The organism is Streptomyces sp. NPDC002577 (genome assembly GCF_053594815.1).
Window position 1 is genome coordinate 477,938 of record NZ_JBSFWK010000001.1, and the last position, 17,752, is coordinate 495,689.

10 protein-coding genes are annotated in these 17,752 nt (G+C 72.2%); 5 read left to right on the plus strand and 5 right to left on the minus strand.

Features of this window, described 5'->3' with window-relative positions; all coding sequences use genetic code 11:
• The first annotated feature begins 1 nt into the window (after window position 1).
• Both gltB and ACWD4J_RS02195 read left to right on the plus strand, forming a co-directional pair.
• Entirely contained in the window at window positions 2–4,612 is a 4,611-nt protein-coding gene (gltB, locus tag ACWD4J_RS02190; protein WP_451393336.1) for a glutamate synthase large subunit, read from the plus strand.
• The gene (locus tag ACWD4J_RS02195; protein WP_451393337.1) at window positions 4,605–6,068 is read left to right on the plus strand and encodes a glutamate synthase subunit beta; all 1,464 of its coding nucleotides are present in this window, start codon (window positions 4,605–4,607) and stop codon (window positions 6,066–6,068) included. The genes gltB and ACWD4J_RS02195 overlap by 8 nt, the downstream gene beginning before the upstream one ends.
• A gap of 211 nt (window positions 6,069–6,279) precedes the next feature.
• Here ACWD4J_RS02195 and ACWD4J_RS02200 read toward each other — a convergent pair whose 3' ends face one another.
• The 3 genes from ACWD4J_RS02200 to ACWD4J_RS02210 are packed head-to-tail and all read right to left on the minus strand — an operon-like array spanning window position 6,280 to window position 13,482.
• Window positions 6,280–7,299, minus strand: coding sequence for an ABC transporter ATP-binding protein (locus ACWD4J_RS02200; RefSeq protein ID WP_451393338.1), 1,020 nt, complete (start codon window positions 7,297–7,299; stop codon window positions 6,280–6,282).
• Window positions 7,296–10,073 carry an ABC transporter permease gene (locus ACWD4J_RS02205; RefSeq protein WP_451393610.1) on the minus strand — a complete coding sequence of 926 codons (2,778 nt, stop codon included), beginning with the start codon at window positions 10,071–10,073 and terminating at the stop codon, window positions 7,296–7,298. Before ACWD4J_RS02205 ends, ACWD4J_RS02200 begins: the two co-directional genes overlap by 4 nt.
• A 7-nt stretch (window positions 10,074–10,080) precedes the next feature.
• Window positions 10,081–13,482, minus strand: a complete 3,402-nt coding sequence (locus ACWD4J_RS02210; protein ID WP_451393339.1) for an FtsX-like permease family protein — start codon at window positions 13,480–13,482, stop codon at window positions 10,081–10,083.
• Window positions 13,483–13,628: 146 nt separating this feature from the next.
• Here ACWD4J_RS02210 and ACWD4J_RS02215 point away from each other — a divergent pair, with 146 nt between their 5' ends.
• Entirely contained in the window at window positions 13,629–14,360 is a 732-nt protein-coding gene (locus ACWD4J_RS02215) for an ABC transporter ATP-binding protein (protein WP_451393340.1), read from the plus strand.
• Window positions 14,361–14,384: 24 nt separating this feature from the next.
• On the opposite strand, the gene ACWD4J_RS02220 is transcribed toward ACWD4J_RS02215, so the two are convergent.
• On the minus strand, window positions 14,385–15,290 hold the full coding sequence (locus ACWD4J_RS02220; RefSeq protein ID WP_451393341.1) for a chitosanase: 906 nt from the start codon (window positions 15,288–15,290) through the stop codon (window positions 14,385–14,387).
• A gap of 23 nt (window positions 15,291–15,313) precedes the next feature.
• Entirely contained in the window at window positions 15,314–16,231 is a 918-nt protein-coding gene (locus ACWD4J_RS02225; RefSeq protein ID WP_451393342.1) for a rhomboid family intramembrane serine protease, read from the minus strand.
• A 296-nt stretch (window positions 16,232–16,527) separates the two neighbouring features.
• Here ACWD4J_RS02225 and ACWD4J_RS02230 point away from each other — a divergent pair, with 296 nt between their 5' ends.
• Both ACWD4J_RS02230 and ACWD4J_RS02235 read left to right on the plus strand, forming a co-directional pair.
• Window positions 16,528–17,280, plus strand: coding sequence for a vWA domain-containing protein (locus tag ACWD4J_RS02230; protein WP_451393343.1), 753 nt, complete (start codon window positions 16,528–16,530; stop codon window positions 17,278–17,280).
• A gap of 229 nt (window positions 17,281–17,509) precedes the next feature.
• Window positions 17,510–17,713, plus strand: a complete 204-nt coding sequence (locus ACWD4J_RS02235) for a cold-shock protein (RefSeq protein WP_451393344.1) — start codon at window positions 17,510–17,512, stop codon at window positions 17,711–17,713.
• Window positions 17,714–17,752: the final 39 nt, after the last annotated feature.

Below are 17,752 nucleotides of genomic sequence, written 5' to 3' on the forward strand. Positions count from 1 at the left end.
GATGCGTACGCCGCGCCAGCCGTCCCTGCATTCCGCGACCAACGGGTCCGCCTGGTCGCACATGGATGCACGCCCTGCCGCGCAGGGTATGTACGACCCGCGCAACGAGCGCGACGCCTGCGGCGTCGGCTTCGTGGCCACCCTCACCGGCGAGGCGAGCCACACGCTGGTCGAGCAGGCGCTCACGGTTCTGCGGAACCTGGAGCACCGCGGCGCCACCGGCTCCGAGCCCGATTCCGGCGACGGTGCCGGAATCCTGTCGCAGGTCCCGGACGCCTTCTTCCGTGAGGTCGTGGACTTCGACCTGCCCGCCGCCGGCTCGTACGCGGTCGGTATCGCCTTCCTGCCGATCGAGGGGCAAGAAGACACTGCGGCTGTCGCGCAGATCGAGGCCATCGCCGCCGAGGAGGGCCTGACGGTCCTCGGCTGGCGCGAGGTCCCCGTCGCCCCCGAGCTGCTGGGCGCCACCGCCCGCTCGACGATGCCGGCCTTCCGCCAGATCTTCGTCACCGACGGCGCCGCTGTGCCTGCCACGGGCATCGCCCTCGACCGCAAGGCCTTCGTGCTGCGCAAGCGCGCCGAGCGTGAGACCGGTGTGTACTTCCCGTCGCTCTCCGCCCGCACCATCGTCTACAAGGGCATGCTGACCACCGGCCAGCTCGAGCCCTTCTTCCCGGACCTGTCGGACCGCCGCTTCGCGTCGGCCGTCGCGCTCGTGCACTCGCGGTTCTCGACGAACACCTTCCCGAGCTGGCCGCTCGCCCACCCGTACCGCTTCGTCGCGCACAACGGCGAGATCAACACGGTCAAGGGCAACCGCAACTGGATGCAGGCCCGCGAGTCGCAGCTGGTCTCCGACCTGTTCGGCGACAAGGAGCTCGAGCGGATCTTCCCGATCTGTACGCCGGACGCGTCCGACTCGGCGTCCTTCGACGAGGTCCTGGAGCTGCTGCACCTCGGCGGCCGCTCGCTGCCGCACAGCGTCCTGATGATGATCCCCGAGGCGTGGGAGAACCACGACTCGATGGACCCGGCCCGCCGCGCCTTCTACCAGTACCACTCCACCCTGATGGAGCCCTGGGACGGCCCGGCCTGCGTCACCTTCACCGACGGCACCCAGGTCGGCGCGGTCCTCGACCGCAACGGTCTGCGCCCGGGCCGCTACTGGGTGACCGACGAGGGCCTCGTCGTCCTCGGCTCCGAGGTCGGCGTCCTCGACATCGACCCGTCCAAGGTCGTCCGCAAGGGCCGTCTGCAGCCCGGCAAGATGTTCCTCGTCGACACCGCCGAGCACCGCATCATCGAGGACGACGAGATCAAGGCCGCCCTCGCCGCCAAGCAGCCGTACCAGGAGTGGCTGGAGGCCGGCGAGATCGAGCTCTCCGACCTGCCCGAGCGCGAGCACATCGTGCACACGCACGCCTCGGTCACGCGCCGCCAGCAGACCTTCGGCTACACCGAGGAAGAGCTGCGCGTCATCCTCGCGCCGATGGCCAAGGCCGGCGCCGAGCCGATCGGCTCCATGGGCACGGACAGCCCGATCGCGGCCCTGTCCGAGCGCCCGCGGCTGCTCTTCGACTACTTCACGCAGCTGTTCGCGCAGGTCACCAACCCGCCGCTGGACGCCATCCGCGAGGAGCTCGTCACCTCGCTGCGCTCGTCCCTCGGCCCCGCGAGCAACCTGCTGGAGCCGACCGCGGCCTCCTGCCGCTCGGTCACCCTGCCCTTCCCGGTGATCGACAACGACGAGCTGGCCAAGCTCATCCACATCAACGCCGACGGTGACATGCCGGGCATGAAGGCCGCGACCCTGTCCGGCCTGTACCGGGTCTCCGGCGGTGGCGACGCGCTGGCCGCGCGGATCGAGGAGATCTGCGCCGAGGCCGACGCCGCCATCGACAACGGCGCTCGCCTGATCGTCCTCTCGGACCGCCACTCGGACGCCGAGCACGCGCCGATCCCGTCGCTGCTGCTCACCGCGGCCGTCCACCACCACCTCATCCGCACCAAGCAGCGCACCCAGGTGGGCCTGCTGGTCGAGGCGGGCGACGTCCGCGAGGTGCACCACGTCGCGCTGCTCATCGGCTTCGGTGCCGCGGCCGTCAACCCGTACCTGGCGATGGAGTCCGTCGAGGACCTCGTCCGGGCGGGAACGTTCCTCCCCGGCATCGAGCCCGAGAAGGCCATCCGCAACCTGATCTACGCCCTGGGCAAGGGCGTGCTGAAGGTCATGTCCAAGATGGGCATCTCGACCGTCGCCTCCTACCGCGGCGCGCAGGTCTTCGAGGCCGTCGGTCTCGACGACGCCTTCGTCGAGAAGTACTTCAACGGCACCGCCACCAAGATCGGCGGCGTCGGCATCGACGTCATCGCCGACGAGGTCGCCGCCCGCCACGCCAAGGGGTACCCGGCCTCCGGCATCGCCCCGGCGCACCGCGCGCTGGAGATCGGCGGCGAGTACCAGTGGCGCCGCGAGGGCGAGCCGCACCTGTTCGACCCGGAGACGGTCTTCCGCCTGCAGCACGCCACGCGCACGCGCCGCTACGACATCTTCAAGAAGTACACGGACCGCGTGAACGAGCAGTCCGAGCGGCTCATGACGCTGCGCGGCCTGTTCGGCTTCACGTCGGACCGTCAGTCGATCTCCATCGACGAGGTCGAGCCGGTCAGCGAGATCGTCAAGCGGTTCTCCACCGGCGCCATGTCGTACGGCTCCATCTCCAAGGAGGCGCACGAGACCCTCGCCATCGCCATGAACCAGTTGGGCGGCAAGTCCAACACCGGTGAGGGCGGCGAGGACGCCGACCGTCTGTACGACCCGGCGCGCCGGTCCGCCATCAAGCAGGTCGCCTCCGGCCGCTTCGGTGTCACGTCCGAGTACCTGGTCAACGCCGACGACATCCAGATCAAGATGGCCCAGGGCGCCAAGCCCGGTGAGGGCGGCCAGCTGCCCGGCCACAAGGTCTACCCGTGGGTCGCGAAGACGCGTCACTCGACGCCGGGTGTCGGCCTGATCTCGCCGCCGCCGCACCACGACATCTACTCCATCGAGGACCTGGCTCAGCTGATCCACGACCTCAAGAACGCCAACCCGGCCGCCCGCATCCACGTGAAGCTGGTGTCCGAGGTCGGCGTCGGCACGGTCGCCGCGGGTGTCTCCAAGGCGCACGCGGACGTGGTCCTGATCTCCGGTCACGACGGCGGTACGGGCGCCTCGCCGCTCACCTCGCTGAAGCACGCCGGTGGTCCCTGGGAGCTCGGCCTGGCCGAGACCCAGCAGACGCTGCTGCTCAACGGCCTGCGCGACCGCATCGTCGTGCAGACCGACGGCCAGCTGAAGACCGGCCGCGACGTCGTCATCGCCGCGCTGCTCGGCGCCGAGGAGTTCGGTTTCGCGACCGCGCCGCTCGTCGTCTCCGGCTGCGTCATGATGCGCGTCTGCCACCTGGACACCTGCCCGGTCGGTATCGCCACGCAGAACCCGACCCTGCGTGAGCGGTTCGCCGGCAAGGCCGAGTACGTCGTGAACTTCTTCCAGTTCATCGCCGAAGAGGTCCGCGAGATCCTCGCCGAGCTGGGCTTCCGCTCCATCGAGGAGGCCGTCGGCCACGCCGAGGCGCTCGACGTCACGCGCGCCATCGACCACTGGAAGGCGCAGGGCCTGGACCTGGCCCCGCTGTTCCACGTGCCCGAGCTGGCCGAGGGCGCGGTGCGCCACCAGCTGATCGCGCAGGACCACGGCCTGGAGAAGGCGCTCGACAACGAGCTGATCAAGCTCGCCGCCGACGCGCTCGCCGTGGACTCGGCGAACGACGCCCAGCCGGTGCGCGCCCAGGTCGCGATCCGCAACATCAACCGCACGGTCGGCACCATGCTCGGCCACGAGGTGACGAAGAAGTTCGGTGGCGCGGGCCTGCCCGACGACACCATCGACATCACCTTCACCGGCTCCGCGGGCCAGTCGTTCGGTGCGTTCCTGCCGCGCGGCGTGACGCTGCGCCTGGAGGGCGACGCGAACGACTACGTCGGCAAGGGCCTGTCCGGCGGCCGCGTGATCGTCCGCCCGGACCGGGGTGCCGACCACCTCGCCGAGTACTCGACGATCGCGGGCAACACCATCGCGTACGGCGCGACCAGCGGTGAGCTGTTCCTGCGCGGCCGTACGGGCGAGCGGTTCTGCGTCCGCAACTCCGGCGCCACCGTCGTCTCGGAGGGCGTGGGCGACCACGGCTGCGAGTACATGACCGGTGGCCGCGCGGTGGTCCTCGGCGAGACCGGCCGCAACTTCGCGGCGGGCATGTCCGGCGGTATGGCGTACGTGATCGACCTGGACCGCAGCAACGTCAACTCCGGCAACCACGGCGCCATCGAGGCCCTCGACGACGCCGACAAGCAGTGGCTGCACGATGTGGTGCGCCGCCACCAGGAGGAGACGGGTTCGACCGTCGCCGAGAAGCTCCTTGCCGAGTGGGACACGGCCGTGGACCGCTTCAGCAAGATCATTCCCAGCACCTACAAGGCAGTGCTCGCCGCCAAGGACGCCGCCGAGCGAGCCGGGCTCTCCGAGTCCGAGATCACCGAGAAGATGATGGAGGCGGCGATCAATGGCTGACCCCAAGGGCTTTCTGAACCACGGCCGTGAGGTCGCCACGTCCCGCCCGGTGAACGAGCGCCTGAAGGACTGGAACGAGGTCTACGTCCCCGGCTCGCTGCTGCCGATCATCTCCAAGCAGGCGTCGCGCTGCATGGACTGCGGTATCCCGTTCTGCCACAACGGCTGCCCGCTCGGGAACCTGATCCCCGAGTGGAACGACTACGCCTACCGCGAGGACTGGCAGGCCGCGTCCGAGCGCCTGCACGCCACGAACAACTTCCCGGAGTTCACGGGCCGTCTGTGCCCCGCTCCGTGCGAGTCGGCGTGTGTGCTCGGCATCAACCAGCCGGCCGTCACCATCAAGAACGTCGAGGTCTCGATCATCGACAAGGCGTGGGACAGCGGCGATGTCGCGCCGCAGGCCCCCGAGCGCCTGTCGGGCAAGACCGTCGCCGTGATCGGCTCGGGCCCGGCCGGCCTGGCCGCCGCCCAGCAGCTGACCCGGGCCGGCCACACGGTCGCGGTGTACGAGCGCGCGGACCGCATCGGCGGTCTGCTCCGCTACGGCATCCCCGAGTTCAAGATGGAGAAGCGCCACATCAACCGCCGCATCGAGCAGATGCGCGCGGAGGGCACCCGCTTCCGCACCGGCATCGAGATCGGCCGCGACCTGACGGCGACCGACCTGAAGAAGCGGTACGACGCGATCGTCATCGCCGCCGGCGCCACCACCGCCCGCGACCTGCCGGCCCCCGGCCGCGAGCTCAAGGGCGTCTACCAGGCGATGGAGTACCTGCCCCTGGCCAACAAGGTCCAGGAGGGCGACTTCGTGGCGCCCCCGATCTCGGCCGAGGGCAAGCACGTCGTCGTCATCGGCGGCGGCGACACCGGCGCGGACTGCGTCGGTACCGCCCACCGCCAGGGCGCGGCCTCCGTCACGCAGCTGGAGATCATGCCCCGCCCGAACGACGAGCGGAACAAGGTCAGCCAGCCCTGGCCGACCTTCCCGATGCTCTACAAGGTCACCTCCGCGCACGAGGAGGGCGGCGAGCGGGTCTACTCCGTCTCCACCACCCACTTCGAGGGCGACGAGGACGGCAACGTCCAGTGGCTGCACCTCATCGAGGTCGAGTTCGTCGACGGCAAGCTCACCCAGAAGCCCGGCACCGAGCGGAAGATCCCCGCGCAGCTGGTCACGCTGGCCATGGGCTTCACCGGTACCGACCGTGAGAACGGCCTGGTCGAGCAGCTCGGCCTGGAGCTCGACGAGCGCGGCAACGTCGCCCGCGACGCCCAGTTCCAGACCAACGTCCCCGGTGTCTTCGTCGCCGGTGACGCGGGCCGTGGCCAGTCGCTGATCGTGTGGGCGATCGCGGAGGGCCGTTCGGCGGCCCGCGGGGTCGACCGGTTCCTGACGGGAGCGAGCGACCTGCCTGCGCCGATCCGGCCGACGGATCGCGCACTGATGGTCTGACGACCCGTCAATAAGACGTCCCGTACAAAGGCGTACGGAACACCCTGCGGCGCCTGCCCCTGTCCCCGACCGGACGATGGGCGGGCGCCGTGGCATGTTCGGGTTTTGATGTCCCCCACCCCGCCCCTTCCCGTAACCATGGGGCTCCGCCCCCTGGACCCCCGGTCCTCAAACGCCGGACGGGCTGGATTTTCCAGCCCGTCCGGCGTACTCACTCGCCCCGCCCCCCGCCCTCATCCGGCCACACCCCGATATGGTCCGGCTCCAGCTCCAGCATCACCCGGTGCTCCATACCCAGCGCCGCCGTGTACTCGGCGGGCAACTGAAGCCGCCCGGCCCGGTCCAGCATCGCGTACTCCCGCGCCACCAACGACTCCTGGCCCTCCTCGTCGACCTCCGTGCGGCGCAGCACCTCCGTCGACGTGCGGCCGTCGCGGATCGCGACCGTACGGCGGACCTCCCCGGCGACCGCCTGGTCGTGCGTGACGATCACGACGGTCGTACCCAGCTCCTCGTTGGCCCGGCGGAACGCCGCGAAGACCTGCTGCCCCGTCGCGGAGTCCAGCTCGCCCGTGGGCTCGTCGGCGAGGAGTACGGACGGCGCGTTGGCGAGGGCGACGGCGATCGCGACGCGCTGCTGCTGGCCGCCGGACATCTGCTGGGGACGGCGGTCACGGCAGTCCGCGACACCGAGCATCGCCAGCAGCTCCTCGGCCCGCTCGGCCCGCTTGCGCCTGCGGCCCCGCCCACCGCCGCCCCGCAACTGCATGGGCCGCGCCACATTCTGCGCCGCCGTCAGATAGGGCAGCAGATTGCGTGCCGTCTGCTGCCACACGAAGCCGACGACCTCGCGGCGGTAGCGCAACCGGGCCTTCGCGTCCATCGTGAGCAGATCGCAGCCCGCGACCCTCGCGGCGCCCGCGGTGGGCACGTCCAGGCCCGCGAGGATGTTCATCAGGGTCGACTTGCCGCTGCCGGAGGCGCCGACCAGAGCCATCAACTCGCCCTCGTGGACCAGGAGATCGAGCCCCTGCAGCGCCTGCACCTCCAGCCCGGAGGCGGCGTCGTTCCTTCCCGGGGAGCCGCTCCCCGACCCGCGTCCGGAGAAGATGCGGACCAGCCGGTCGCAGACGATCAACGCGTCATGCCCGTATGACGGCCCGTCGCGGCGGGCCGCCGCCCGCTGTTCCAGCTCCGCAAGCGTCGTCCGCGAGCTCGTCGTCCGGGTCATCGCATGCCTCCTGCCCTGAGTTCGGTGACCGGTGTGCGGCGCCCCGCCCACCAGGCCTGCACGGCGGCCACCGCCACCACCAGCAGCACCATGCCCGCCGATGGCAGCGCCAGCGACCACACGTCGGTGCGCAGCGACGCACCGGCCGACCCCGCACGGCCCGGTGCGGCGGACAGGGCGAGACGGTCCAGATCGATGCCGGGCGCGAGCAGCCGGACAGCAGCCCAGCCGACGGCCATGCCCCCTCCGGCCGCGAGCAGCGCCTGCGGCAGCGCCTCCAGGCCGACCAGCCGGCGGCCCTGCCGGCTGGCAAGGCCCAGGGTGCGAAGCCGGGCCAGCAACGCGGCCCGTTCCGGCGCGGACTGGAGGAAGGACAGCAGCAGCGCGAGCACGGCGTAACCCGCACCGGCCGCGACGGCGGTGGCGTAGACCCGCCCGGCGCCCGACTGCAGCGGCGAGTCGGAGAGCGCCGCCCGTTCCTCGCTGCGCAGCGTCACGTCAAGGCCTTTCCCGGCGCCGCGCACGGCCGCCCGCAGCGCCCGTGCGTCGAGCGACCCGCCGGCGGCCAGCAGTGTCGTCGGCTCGGAATGCTCCAGGCCCGCGGCGTCGACCAGCAGGAATCCGGTGCCGGGGGCGGCCGGGGTACGGGACCGCACGGCGGAGATCCGCACCGTGACATCACCGGCCGAGGACGTGATCCGGCGCGGCGCGCGGCCGAGCCGCTCCGCGACGCCGGGTGAGGCCACGGCGTCCAGCACGCCACCCGTCCTCTTCAACGCGTCGGCCGGAAAGGCCCCGAGACCGAGTTGCCGGGCCAGCCGTGCGTACGAATCCGGCTCGACCGCGATGAGCGTCAGTGACTCCTCCGACCCGGAGCCGGTCTCGCCGGACGACGAGACGTCCGCGGTGCGTTCGATCCGCACGGCCGTCACCTGCCGTACGCCCGCGACTGCCCGTACCGCCTTCTCCACTCCGTCCGGGAGCGGCACCGCGTCGCCCCTGCTGGAGATCCGTGCGTCCGCACCCGTCGCCAGCAGTGCGGCCCGGTCCCGGGCGTCCGCCACGCCGGTGAGGACGGAACCGCCGAACGCCGCTGTCGCCAGGGCCATCAGCAGGGCGAGCAACGGCAGCACTGTGCCCGTCGCGGGGGAGCGGCCCGCGCGGGCCAGCGCCAGAAAACCGACCGCCCCGCGCAACCGGACGGCCGGGCGGGCGGCCCACCGCAGCGGCAGCGGATACAGCCGTACGAGCACCAGCGCCGCGATCAGCCCCACCAGGACCGGAGCAGCGCTCACCAGAAGGTCCCCCGCGCCCGCCGCGCCGCTCCGGCGCAGCGCCAGGACCGAGCCGACGGCCAGGACCAGCGCGGTGAGTTCGGCGACCGTGCGGCTTCTGCCCGGCCTGGCGAGCGCGAGATCGTCGCGTTCCCCGTGCGCCCGCGGACTGCGGTGTGCCACGACCGCACGCACTGGCAGCGCGATGCAGGCGAGAAGCGCGACGGCGGCCGCGCCGAGCACCGCGGGCAGCAGGCGAGCCTCGTTCACGGCGAGTACGGCGAGCAGCAGACCGCAGGCGGCCGCGGGCAGCGCCACCACCGCGGTCTCGGCGAGGAGCCGTCCTGCGATGCCGCGCAGGGAGCCGCCCCGCGCGCGCAGCAGGGCGAGTTCGGCGGCGCGACGGGCCGCGATCAGCCCGCCGGTCATGACCAGGACGACCGCGCCGACCGCTCCGAGCCCGAACGCCGCGACCGCGACGATCGGCGTGATCGCCTCACGGGTCGTCGTGTACGAGCCGACGACCGTCTCCAGGCCGGTGCTGAACGACGCGGTGGCACCCGCGATCCGACGCATCGTCAACAACCCCGGCCCGCCTTCGAGGGACGCGACGCGGTCGACGAGCGCCGGGGCGTCCTGCGCTGTGAGCTGTCCGGTGGCGGGCGCGAACCGCCAATACCGCTCGGGCTTTCCCTGGCTGCCGAGGAGCGCGGGGGCGGCGCCGGGCGCCAGCAGGAGGCCCGCCTGCCAGTAGAACTGCGGCGTGCTGGACGGCAGGGCGGCCATGCCCGGGGTGCGCAGGACCGGTTCAGCGGACCAGTAGCCGCCCTGCGGGCGCCGGGGATCGACGATCCCGGTGATCCGTACGGCCAGCGGCCGGTCCGGGAAGCCGCCCAGGCTGACGACGGAACCGACTCGCAGCCGCATGACCCGGGCGGTCTCCGCGGTCGCGGCGGCCTCCACCTCTCTGGTGCCCTCCGTCACGGCTCCGGCGGCGGTCGGCAACCGCCCCTTGCGTACGGTCGCGTGTCCTGCGAGGTCCGACTGCGCGGCCAGCGTGAACCGGGGCGGTGCATTGAGGCTGGGCAGCCATGAGTCGAGACCGACGAGGCTTTCGGAGGTCCGCACCCCGTAGGCCGACTCCGCGGTGTTCGCGCGCAGCGGTCCGGGAAGCCGGCCGAGCGCCTTGCGGTGGACGGCCGCGAGCGCTTCGGGCCGCATCGCCTCCTCCCTGGCGGGCTGCGCGATCTCAAGACCCGGCTGCGGTGTGCTCAGCTCCAGCACGGTGGAGGCCGGGGCCGCGCCGGCGATGTCCCGGCGCAGCCCTTCGCTCTCGTACGCGTCGACGGCCCGTGGCAGTACGGCCGCGAGGAACGCCGTGACCAGCACGAGAACACCGAAGGCGACGGCCGTACCGGGGGCCGTCCGCAAGCGTGTCCGCACCCACGGCGCGACACTGCGCTCTGCCCGCTGAGGGCGCTTCTCGCGCTCGGGCGCCATGCTCATCTCAGCTGTCCCCCTGGTGGCGGAGCGCGACCGCGGGGTCGGCGCGGCGGGCCGCCGACGCGACGGTGATCAGCAGGGGCAGCGCCGCGACGCCCCCGAGGAGCAGGGCCACATGGGAGAGCGGGAGTTCGACGAGGACGTGGGGGACCGGCCGGGCCGCCTCCGGCGTCAGCACGATCAACGGGACGACGGCCCGCGTCAGGGCGGTCCCGAGACCGAGACCGGCGAGCAGACCGACCCCGATCAGCAGGCTCTGCTCCACGGCGAGCATCCTGGCGAGGTCCCGGCGGGCCGCGCCCAGGGCACGCAGAACGGCGAACTCCGCTGACCGCTCCCGCCGCGAACCGGCGGCGCTCACCGCGAAGCCCCCGGCGGCCAGGGCCGCGGCGGCCACCGCCACCGCCATCAGCGCCGCACGCGGCCCGGCGCCGAGCGGGTCGCCCAACAGCTCGGCTGCGGCCTCGTCACGTACGAGCACCTGGTCCGGGTCGTTGTCCGGGCGGGCCCGCAGCGTGGCCGCGACGTCCGCGGCCCTGCCGGGTGCGGTGCTCAGCCACCACTCGTCGGGCGTAAGGGGAGTGCTGGCGCGGTGGGCCAGCACCGCGTTGACGGCTCGCAGATCGAGCAGCAGCGCACCCCCGTCCTGACCACCCTCGTCAGAGGCCCCGGCTCCACCGCCGGCTCCCGCCCCGTCTCCAGTACCCGCCTCGTCTCCTGCTCCCGCTCCGGTCGTCGGCAGCTCCCTGACCGACCGCACGATCGTCACCGGCAGTTGTTCCCCGGTTGCCACCGTCACGTCGAGGCTCGAGCCGCGCTCGGCCCCTGCCGCGCGCAGAAAGTCCTGTGTGGCGACGGCCGCGATCCGCCCAGGAGAAGCGGCCCGTGCCACATCGACGCGCACAGTGAACGACGGCGGACCGGAGGGCGACCCGTCGCTCCCGTGCCCGCCGCCCGTCGCGTACGAGACCGTCAGCGGCGCCGCCTTCGACGCGGCCGGACTCAGGGCCGTCGGCGGGCGCACCTCCCCGTCGCCGGTCTCCGTCCTGCTGCCCTGCCAGCGCACCCCGGCAGGCACCGCGACCGGACGGGCGTCCCCCGCGGAGCCCGCGGCCAGCAACTCCTCGACGGTGAGCCGGTGCTGCTCGGACTTCCCGGCCGGTGCCGTGCCGTCGGCCTGCAGCCCCGTCACACGCAGCGGCCCGGCGGGCGCGGCACGACTGCCCGACGTGGACACGTCGAGGTCGACGGTGATCCGGTGGACCCGGCCGTCGACGGGGATCTTCCCGGCGCCCAGCCGGTACGCGATGCCGTAACGGTCCTCGACGACGACGGTGACCACGGGCGCGACCCCGGAACCGGAACGGCCCGTCTTCGACCCCTCGTCGCTGATCCGCACATCGGCCGCGAGCCGCCGGGTGCCGTCGGGCAGCAGCAACGCGGGCCGCTTCGCCTCCTCATGGGGCGCGAGCGCCCGCAGCAGCCGCTGTACCGGCTCGTCGGCGAGATCGCCGCGCATCAGCATCCCTTCGCGGGCGTGCGCCGTGTCCAGCGCGAGAACCGTCGCCGTACGGCCGTCGGAGAGGTCCGCTGTGGTGCGGTACGCGGGCGCCGCATCCCGTACGCCGGGCAGCGAGGCGTAAAGACCGGCCTGGCCCGGGCCGCCCGGCCGGCTGTCCACCACGCGTACGGAGGCGCCTGTCCCGAAGTCCGCCTGGTCGCCCTGCGACCGGCTCCACGACGCGCTCTGCCCGATGGCCGCCATGCCCGTCGCCACGGCGAGGACCAGCAGCAGCACCGGCGCCGCACCGCGCAGCGGACGCCGGCTGAACTGCCAGCCCGCCAGCGCCGCCGGAAGCCCCCGTCCGCTCGCGGCCCGCCGCTCCGCGAGGCGCGCCGCGAGCGGCAGCAGACGCAGCGTCAGTACCGCACCGGCCAGCAGCGCCAGCGCCGGTGCCGCGACCAGCAGCGGATCGATGCCCAGGCCGCCTGCACGGTCGCGGCTGAGCGCGCCGCCGCCGAACGAGCCGGTCTGCCCGGCGAGTCGCCAGTACGCCACCGCCGCGATCAGGAGCAGCCCGACATCGGCCCCGGCGCGCACGGGCACGGCCGTCATCGCGGCACGCACGCGCCGCAGCTGCAGCGGCCCACCCGCCGTCGCGGCCAGCGCGGGCGCGACGACCGCCGCCGCGCAGCACACCGCGACCCCGGCCGCGACCAGCCAGACCCGGCTCGCGGGAGCGTCCCCGAGCCGGGACCCGATCCCGTCCAGCGACGACCACCGCGCCAGCAGCCGCACCAGCGGGCCTGACAGCAGCGCGGCACAGGCCGCGGCCGGCACGGCCAGCAGCAGCGCCTCCAGCGCCGCGAGGCCCGCGATGCGGCGGCGCGAACCGCCCCGCGCCCTCAGCAGATCGGTCTCGCCCGCCCGATCGGTGTCGAGCAGCCGGGCCACCAGCAGCAGCGCGTACCCGGCGAGCAGCACCAGCTGCACGGAGACGATCATCAGCGTCGACCGGGACACGAGCAGCGCACGCCCGGTCCTGTCGAGTACGGCGGGCAGCGCCGTCTGCACCGTGACGCCGTCACCGAACGCCGGGTCCTTGCGCAGCACTTCGGGCCCGCGCACGGCCGCCTCGCGCAGCGCACCCATCCCGCCGGTGGTGACGGTCCGGTAGTCGGCGGTCGCCACCCACCCGGTGCTGCCCGCGGAGGTGCGGCCGGAGGCGAGCACGGACGGGTCGGCGAGCAGCGGTCCGTACGTGGTGAAGAGCACGGTGCGCACCCCGCGGCCGGCGAGCGCGTCCAGCTGCCAGTACGGATCGCTGCTGTCGGCCGGCCGGTACACGCCCGTGACCCGGACCGTCAGGGGCGCGCCGCCCAGCCGGTCGGTGAGCGTGATCCGCTCACCCGGCCGCAACCCCAGCCGGTCGGCGGCGGCTTCGGGCAGCGCCACGGGCACGGCAGCGGTCCGCGCTGCCGGGGCCGGCCCCGGCAGCGAGCCGGACACCAGCCTGATCCGCGACCGGTCCAGGGAGGCCATGTGCGTCAGATCCGGCTGTCCCGCGCGGGCATCGGCGCGCTGCAGGGACCGAGGCAACGCGTACGGCCCGGAACGCTCCAGCTTCCGCACGGTCACCGGCAGCCCGGCGAAGGTCTTCCGCGCACCGCGGACCGCTGCCTCCTGGGCCGCGTCCCGCCCACCCCGGGGCACGTCCGCGCTGATGACGAGTGAGGCGGAGGCCGCGGCCCGGCCGCGCAGGGTGCTCCGCAACGCCGCGTCCCCGACGGCAGCGGAGAACGCGGTGAGCGCGGCGAGCACCGATGTGGTCAACAGCACCGCGAGAAGGGCGGCGGCGAGCAGCAGCCGATGCGCTCGAACGCGCAGCAGTAAGAAGCCCGTCACCCATTCCCCCCATGTGATTGCCGAGCCGCCCCCTCGTCAACCCGGCATGCATATCACGGTGTCCGCATTCCGGGATACGTCTTCACCGGCAGAGGTCCGCAGAGGTGCTCTTGACGCTTCGGGCTCGTTCCCTGTGGGATGCACCGATGACGGAGAACCCCAGCACGCAGTCCGGTGCCGCCCTCGCGGGCGATCCGTCCGGCGAGCCGATGGTGCGGGTGGAGAACCTGCACCATGCGTACGGCACGGGCGCCGTGGCCGTGCATGCGCTGCGCGGTGCCTCCTTCGACATCCGGCGCGGCGAGCTGGTCGCCCTCAAAGGCCGTTCGGGCTCCGGAAAGACGACACTGCTCCATCTCATCGGCGGCCTCGACTCACCGGACAGCGGCCGCATCGTCATCGACGGCACGGACCTGTCCGCACTCGGCGAGAACGAGCTCCTGGAACTGCGCCGCGACCGCATCGGCTTCGTCTTCCAGTCCTTCGGACTCATCCCCATCCTCACCGCGGCCGAGAACGTGGGCGTGCCGCTGCGGCTGAGCAGGGCCGACCCCCGCGAACGCGAGGAGCGGGTGGCGCTGCTGCTGGCCCTGGTGGGCCTCGCCGACCACGCGGCCCAGCGCCCGGCCGAACTCTCCGGCGGGCAGCAGCAGCGTGTCGCCATCGCCCGTGCCCTCGCCAACCGCCCGGCCCTGCTGCTCGCCGACGAGCCGACCGGGCAACTGGACGCCCAGACCGGCCTCGCGGTGATGGAACTGCTGCGGGCCGTCGTCCGCAGTGAGGACGTCACGGCGCTGGTCGCCACGCACGACCCCCAGCTGCTGGGCCTCGCCGACCGCGTACTGGAACTCGGCGACGGCGAGGTCGTGGAGGGCTGACCAGCCCAGGCGAGCCGGTGGAGGCTACGGCACCCGGAACGTCTCCCCGTACACCTGCCACACCAGCGGAGTGTGCAGATCGAGGTTGCCGTCGTAGAGGAACCGGCGCTGCGCCGTGTCGATGCGCGAGGTGTCGCGGTCGGGCCTCTTGTACTTCATCGCCTTGCGGCGGACGTCCAGGAAGATGTCCAGGTACGCCTTCTCCTTGCCGCCCTCGGCAGGCGTGTCGGCCTCGGCCATGGCGGCCTCGCGCAGGCCGTAGAAGCCACGCGGTTCCGTGCCCGGCCCGTGCAGCACCATCGCGTCGTAGTAGATGAACTGGCCGAGCGTGCCGAGCCCGTCGAGCTTCGCCAGGCGCACCGCCGGGTCGAAGTAGAACTCGTCCCGGAAGGCATCCTGGGCTTTGCGGAACTCCGCCTTCTGCGCCTCCTTCACCCAGGCCTCGGGGAATCCGGGGTCGAGGCCCTTGTGGGAGCCGGTGCCGTCGACCTTGCGCAGGGCGGGCAGATAGCGGGCGAGGCCGTTGTCCGGGTGGGACTTCGTGTACCGCTCGACGAGCGTGAGCAGATCGTGGGTGCCGGTGGTGAAGCCGATGATGCCCGCCGTGTAGCCGCGGCGGTCGCCGATGTCCTCGATGTAGTCGTACTGCCCGCGCCAGTCGAGCGTGGAGTTCTCGGCGCTCGCCACGATCTGCTGCGCCAGTTCCTTCTTGCCGGCGGCGGCGAGGCCCGGCGGCAGCTCGGCGATCAGGGCGTCCTCCTTCGCCCGTTCCGACGCCGACGACGTACCGGCTCCCCTGCTCGGGGAAGCGGAGACCCCGGGGCCCTTGTCGTCCTGCGAGTCCCCCGATCCGGAGCCGGTCCCGAAGAGGAATACCACCGCCGTGGCCACGGGGGCGACAGCGAGAAAGAGGCAGCCAGCACGCTTCATAACGGCACAGGGTACGGGCGGCCTCAGACCGCGCCGCCCCCGCCCGTCAGCTCCGACACCTTCAGCACCGCCAGCGCGAGCAGCAGCACCAGCACGCCGGCCGCTCCGGCCGCCTGCACCAGGGTCTGGCGGTTGCGCGGCGCGTACGCGTAGGCGATCGTGACCGCGCCGCCCGCGAGCAGTCCGCCCAGGTGGCCCTGCCACGAGGTGACCGACGCCGAGATCACCATCCAGATCAGGAAGCCCGCGATGAAGCGGTTGACGGCGTGCATGTCCGCTCCGATGCGGCGGCTCATCACGTAGTACGCGGCGGCCAGCCCGAAGATCGCCCCGGACGCGCCGACCGCGGACTGGTCGGGAGCGATCAGCAGCACGAGCACCGAACCGCCGAGCGCGGACAGCAGATACAGGGCGAGATAGCGGGAGCGTCCGAGGCCGCCCTCCACCGCACGGCCGATGTTCCACAGCGACAGCATGTTGAGGACGATGTGGAGGATGCCGAACGTGCCCTGCGTGGGCGGCAGATGCAGGAACGCCCCGGTGATCAGCCGGTACCACTCGCCGTCGATGACGCCTTCGGCGTGGAACTCCGCGGGATACGTGTCCTGGTAGAGGTAGTGGCCACCGTCCGGGCCGATCAGCCCGGCGCCGAGCATCGCGAACCGGTCGACGAGCGCGGGCCGCACCAGCTCGCCCAGGTACGCCAGCACGTTGAGCGCGATGAGCGTGTACGTGACGACGGGGACGGCCGAGATCCGCCCGCCGAAGACCGTACGGGCCTGGCGTATGGACCGGTTGCCCTCCTTCACACACTCCACGCACTGGTGGCCGACCGCCGCCTCGCGCATGCAGTCCGGGCAGATGAACCGGTCACAGCGGGTGCAGCGGACGTACGTCTCGACCTTCGGGTGGCGGTAGCAGGTGGTGACGGAAGGCTGCACGGCCGGCTCCTCGGGAACTGCGGGGTCATCACGGAACAGAGAGCCGGTGGGGACGGCGGCGATCAAAATAGCGAACTCGGGCGGCCGCTGCGGCGCGGGGTGCCAGGCCACGCGAGCGCTGCCGGCACTCGAGCGCTGCCCGGGCGGTGCCCGATGCCGGACGAGATCGTTCCGCCTCCGGCGCGGTCGGGCCTCGGTTAGCCTCGGCATCCCAGCACGCACGACCCGCAGCACATCCCCCGGTACGCACTGATATCCACTCGACCACGCACTCGACCCACGGAGCGGAGCGCCGTATGGCCGGCACAGGCATGTCCACCACCACGACCGGACCGGCCATCAGCCTCAGCAAGATGGAGCAGACCGCTCCCGCACTCGTCAGCCTCTACAAGAACGCGGGCGTCTCCCTGCAGAAGCACGGGCTGAGCGGTGCGCGGGCGGCGGTCTACCTCGTCGTCGACTACTCCGGCTCGATGAAGCCGTACTACAAGGACGGCAGCGTCCAGGCGCTTGCCGACCGGGTCCTCGGCCTGTCCTCGCATCTGGACGACGACGGGCGCGTCCCCACCGTCTTCTTCTCCACCGACATCGACGCTGTGACGGACATCGGTCTCGAGGCACACCGCGGGCGGATCGACGAGATCGTGGCCGGCCTCGGCCACATGGGCAAGACCAGCTACCACCTGGCGATGGACGCCGTCATCGACCACTACCTCGACAGCGGCGCGACCGCCCCCGCACTCGTCGTCTTCCAGACCGACGGCGGCCCGATCAACAAGCTCGCGGCGGAGCGCTATCTGTGCAAGGCGGCGAAACTGCCGATGTTCTGGCAGTTCATCGGCTTCGGCGACCCGGGCAGCAAGCAGTTCGAATTCCTGCGCAAACTCGACGAACTGGCCGTGCCGCACAAGCGGCCGATCGACAACGCGGGCTTCTTCCACGCCGGTTCCGACCCGCGGCAGGTCTCGGACGAGGAGCTGTACGACCGGCTGGTCGGGGAGTTCCCGGCGTGGCTGGCGGCCGCCAGGGCGCAGGGCCTCGTGCGCTGAGGGACCCGGTCCCACCGTGCCGTCGGCCGTAATTCGCGGTAGCGCGGCCCGGACGTGCTACGGTTGCGTGGTTGCGGTTTTGGTACCCATGAACTTCGTGTGCGCCTGACGGAATGATCGTCGGGCGCATTTTGTTTTTCCGGTATTTCCGGCACGGGCTCATTGCGCGGCGACGAGGAAATTCGCAGGTCGCGGATTTCCGGAGCACACCCGTTAGGGAGACAGAAAAATGGCCACTGGAACCGTGAAGTGGTTCAACTCGGAAAAGGGCTTCGGCTTCATCGAGCAGGACGGCGGCGGCGCCGACGTCTTCGCCCACTACTCCAACATCGCCACCCAGGGCTTCCGTGAGCTCCAGGAGGGCCAGAAGGTGACGTTCGACGTCGTGCAGGGCCGCAAGGGCCCGCAGGCGGAGAACATCCTCCCGGCCTGACCCGGCGACCCGAATGTCGCAGCCGGGGCCCGCACCTGC

Coding starts and splice junctions, on each gene's coding strand:
- ACWD4J_RS02235 (WP_451393344.1), top strand. CDS start 17,510: ATGGCCACTGGAACCGTGAAGTGGTTCAACTCGGAAAAGGGCTTCGGC.
- ACWD4J_RS02195 (WP_451393337.1), top strand. CDS start 4,605: ATGGCTGACCCCAAGGGCTTTCTGAACCACGGCCGTGAGGTCGCCACG.
- gltB (WP_451393336.1), top strand. CDS start 2: ATGCGTACGCCGCGCCAGCCGTCCCTGCATTCCGCGACCAACGGGTCC.
- ACWD4J_RS02200 (WP_451393338.1), bottom strand. CDS start 7,299: ATGACCCGGACGACGAGCTCGCGGACGACGCTTGCGGAGCTGGAACAG.
- ACWD4J_RS02215 (WP_451393340.1), top strand. CDS start 13,629: ATGACGGAGAACCCCAGCACGCAGTCCGGTGCCGCCCTCGCGGGCGAT.
- ACWD4J_RS02205 (WP_451393610.1), bottom strand. CDS start 10,073: ATGGCGCCCGAGCGCGAGAAGCGCCCTCAGCGGGCAGAGCGCAGTGTC.
- ACWD4J_RS02220 (WP_451393341.1), bottom strand. CDS start 15,290: ATGAAGCGTGCTGGCTGCCTCTTTCTCGCTGTCGCCCCCGTGGCCACG.
- ACWD4J_RS02230 (WP_451393343.1), top strand. CDS start 16,528: ATGGCCGGCACAGGCATGTCCACCACCACGACCGGACCGGCCATCAGC.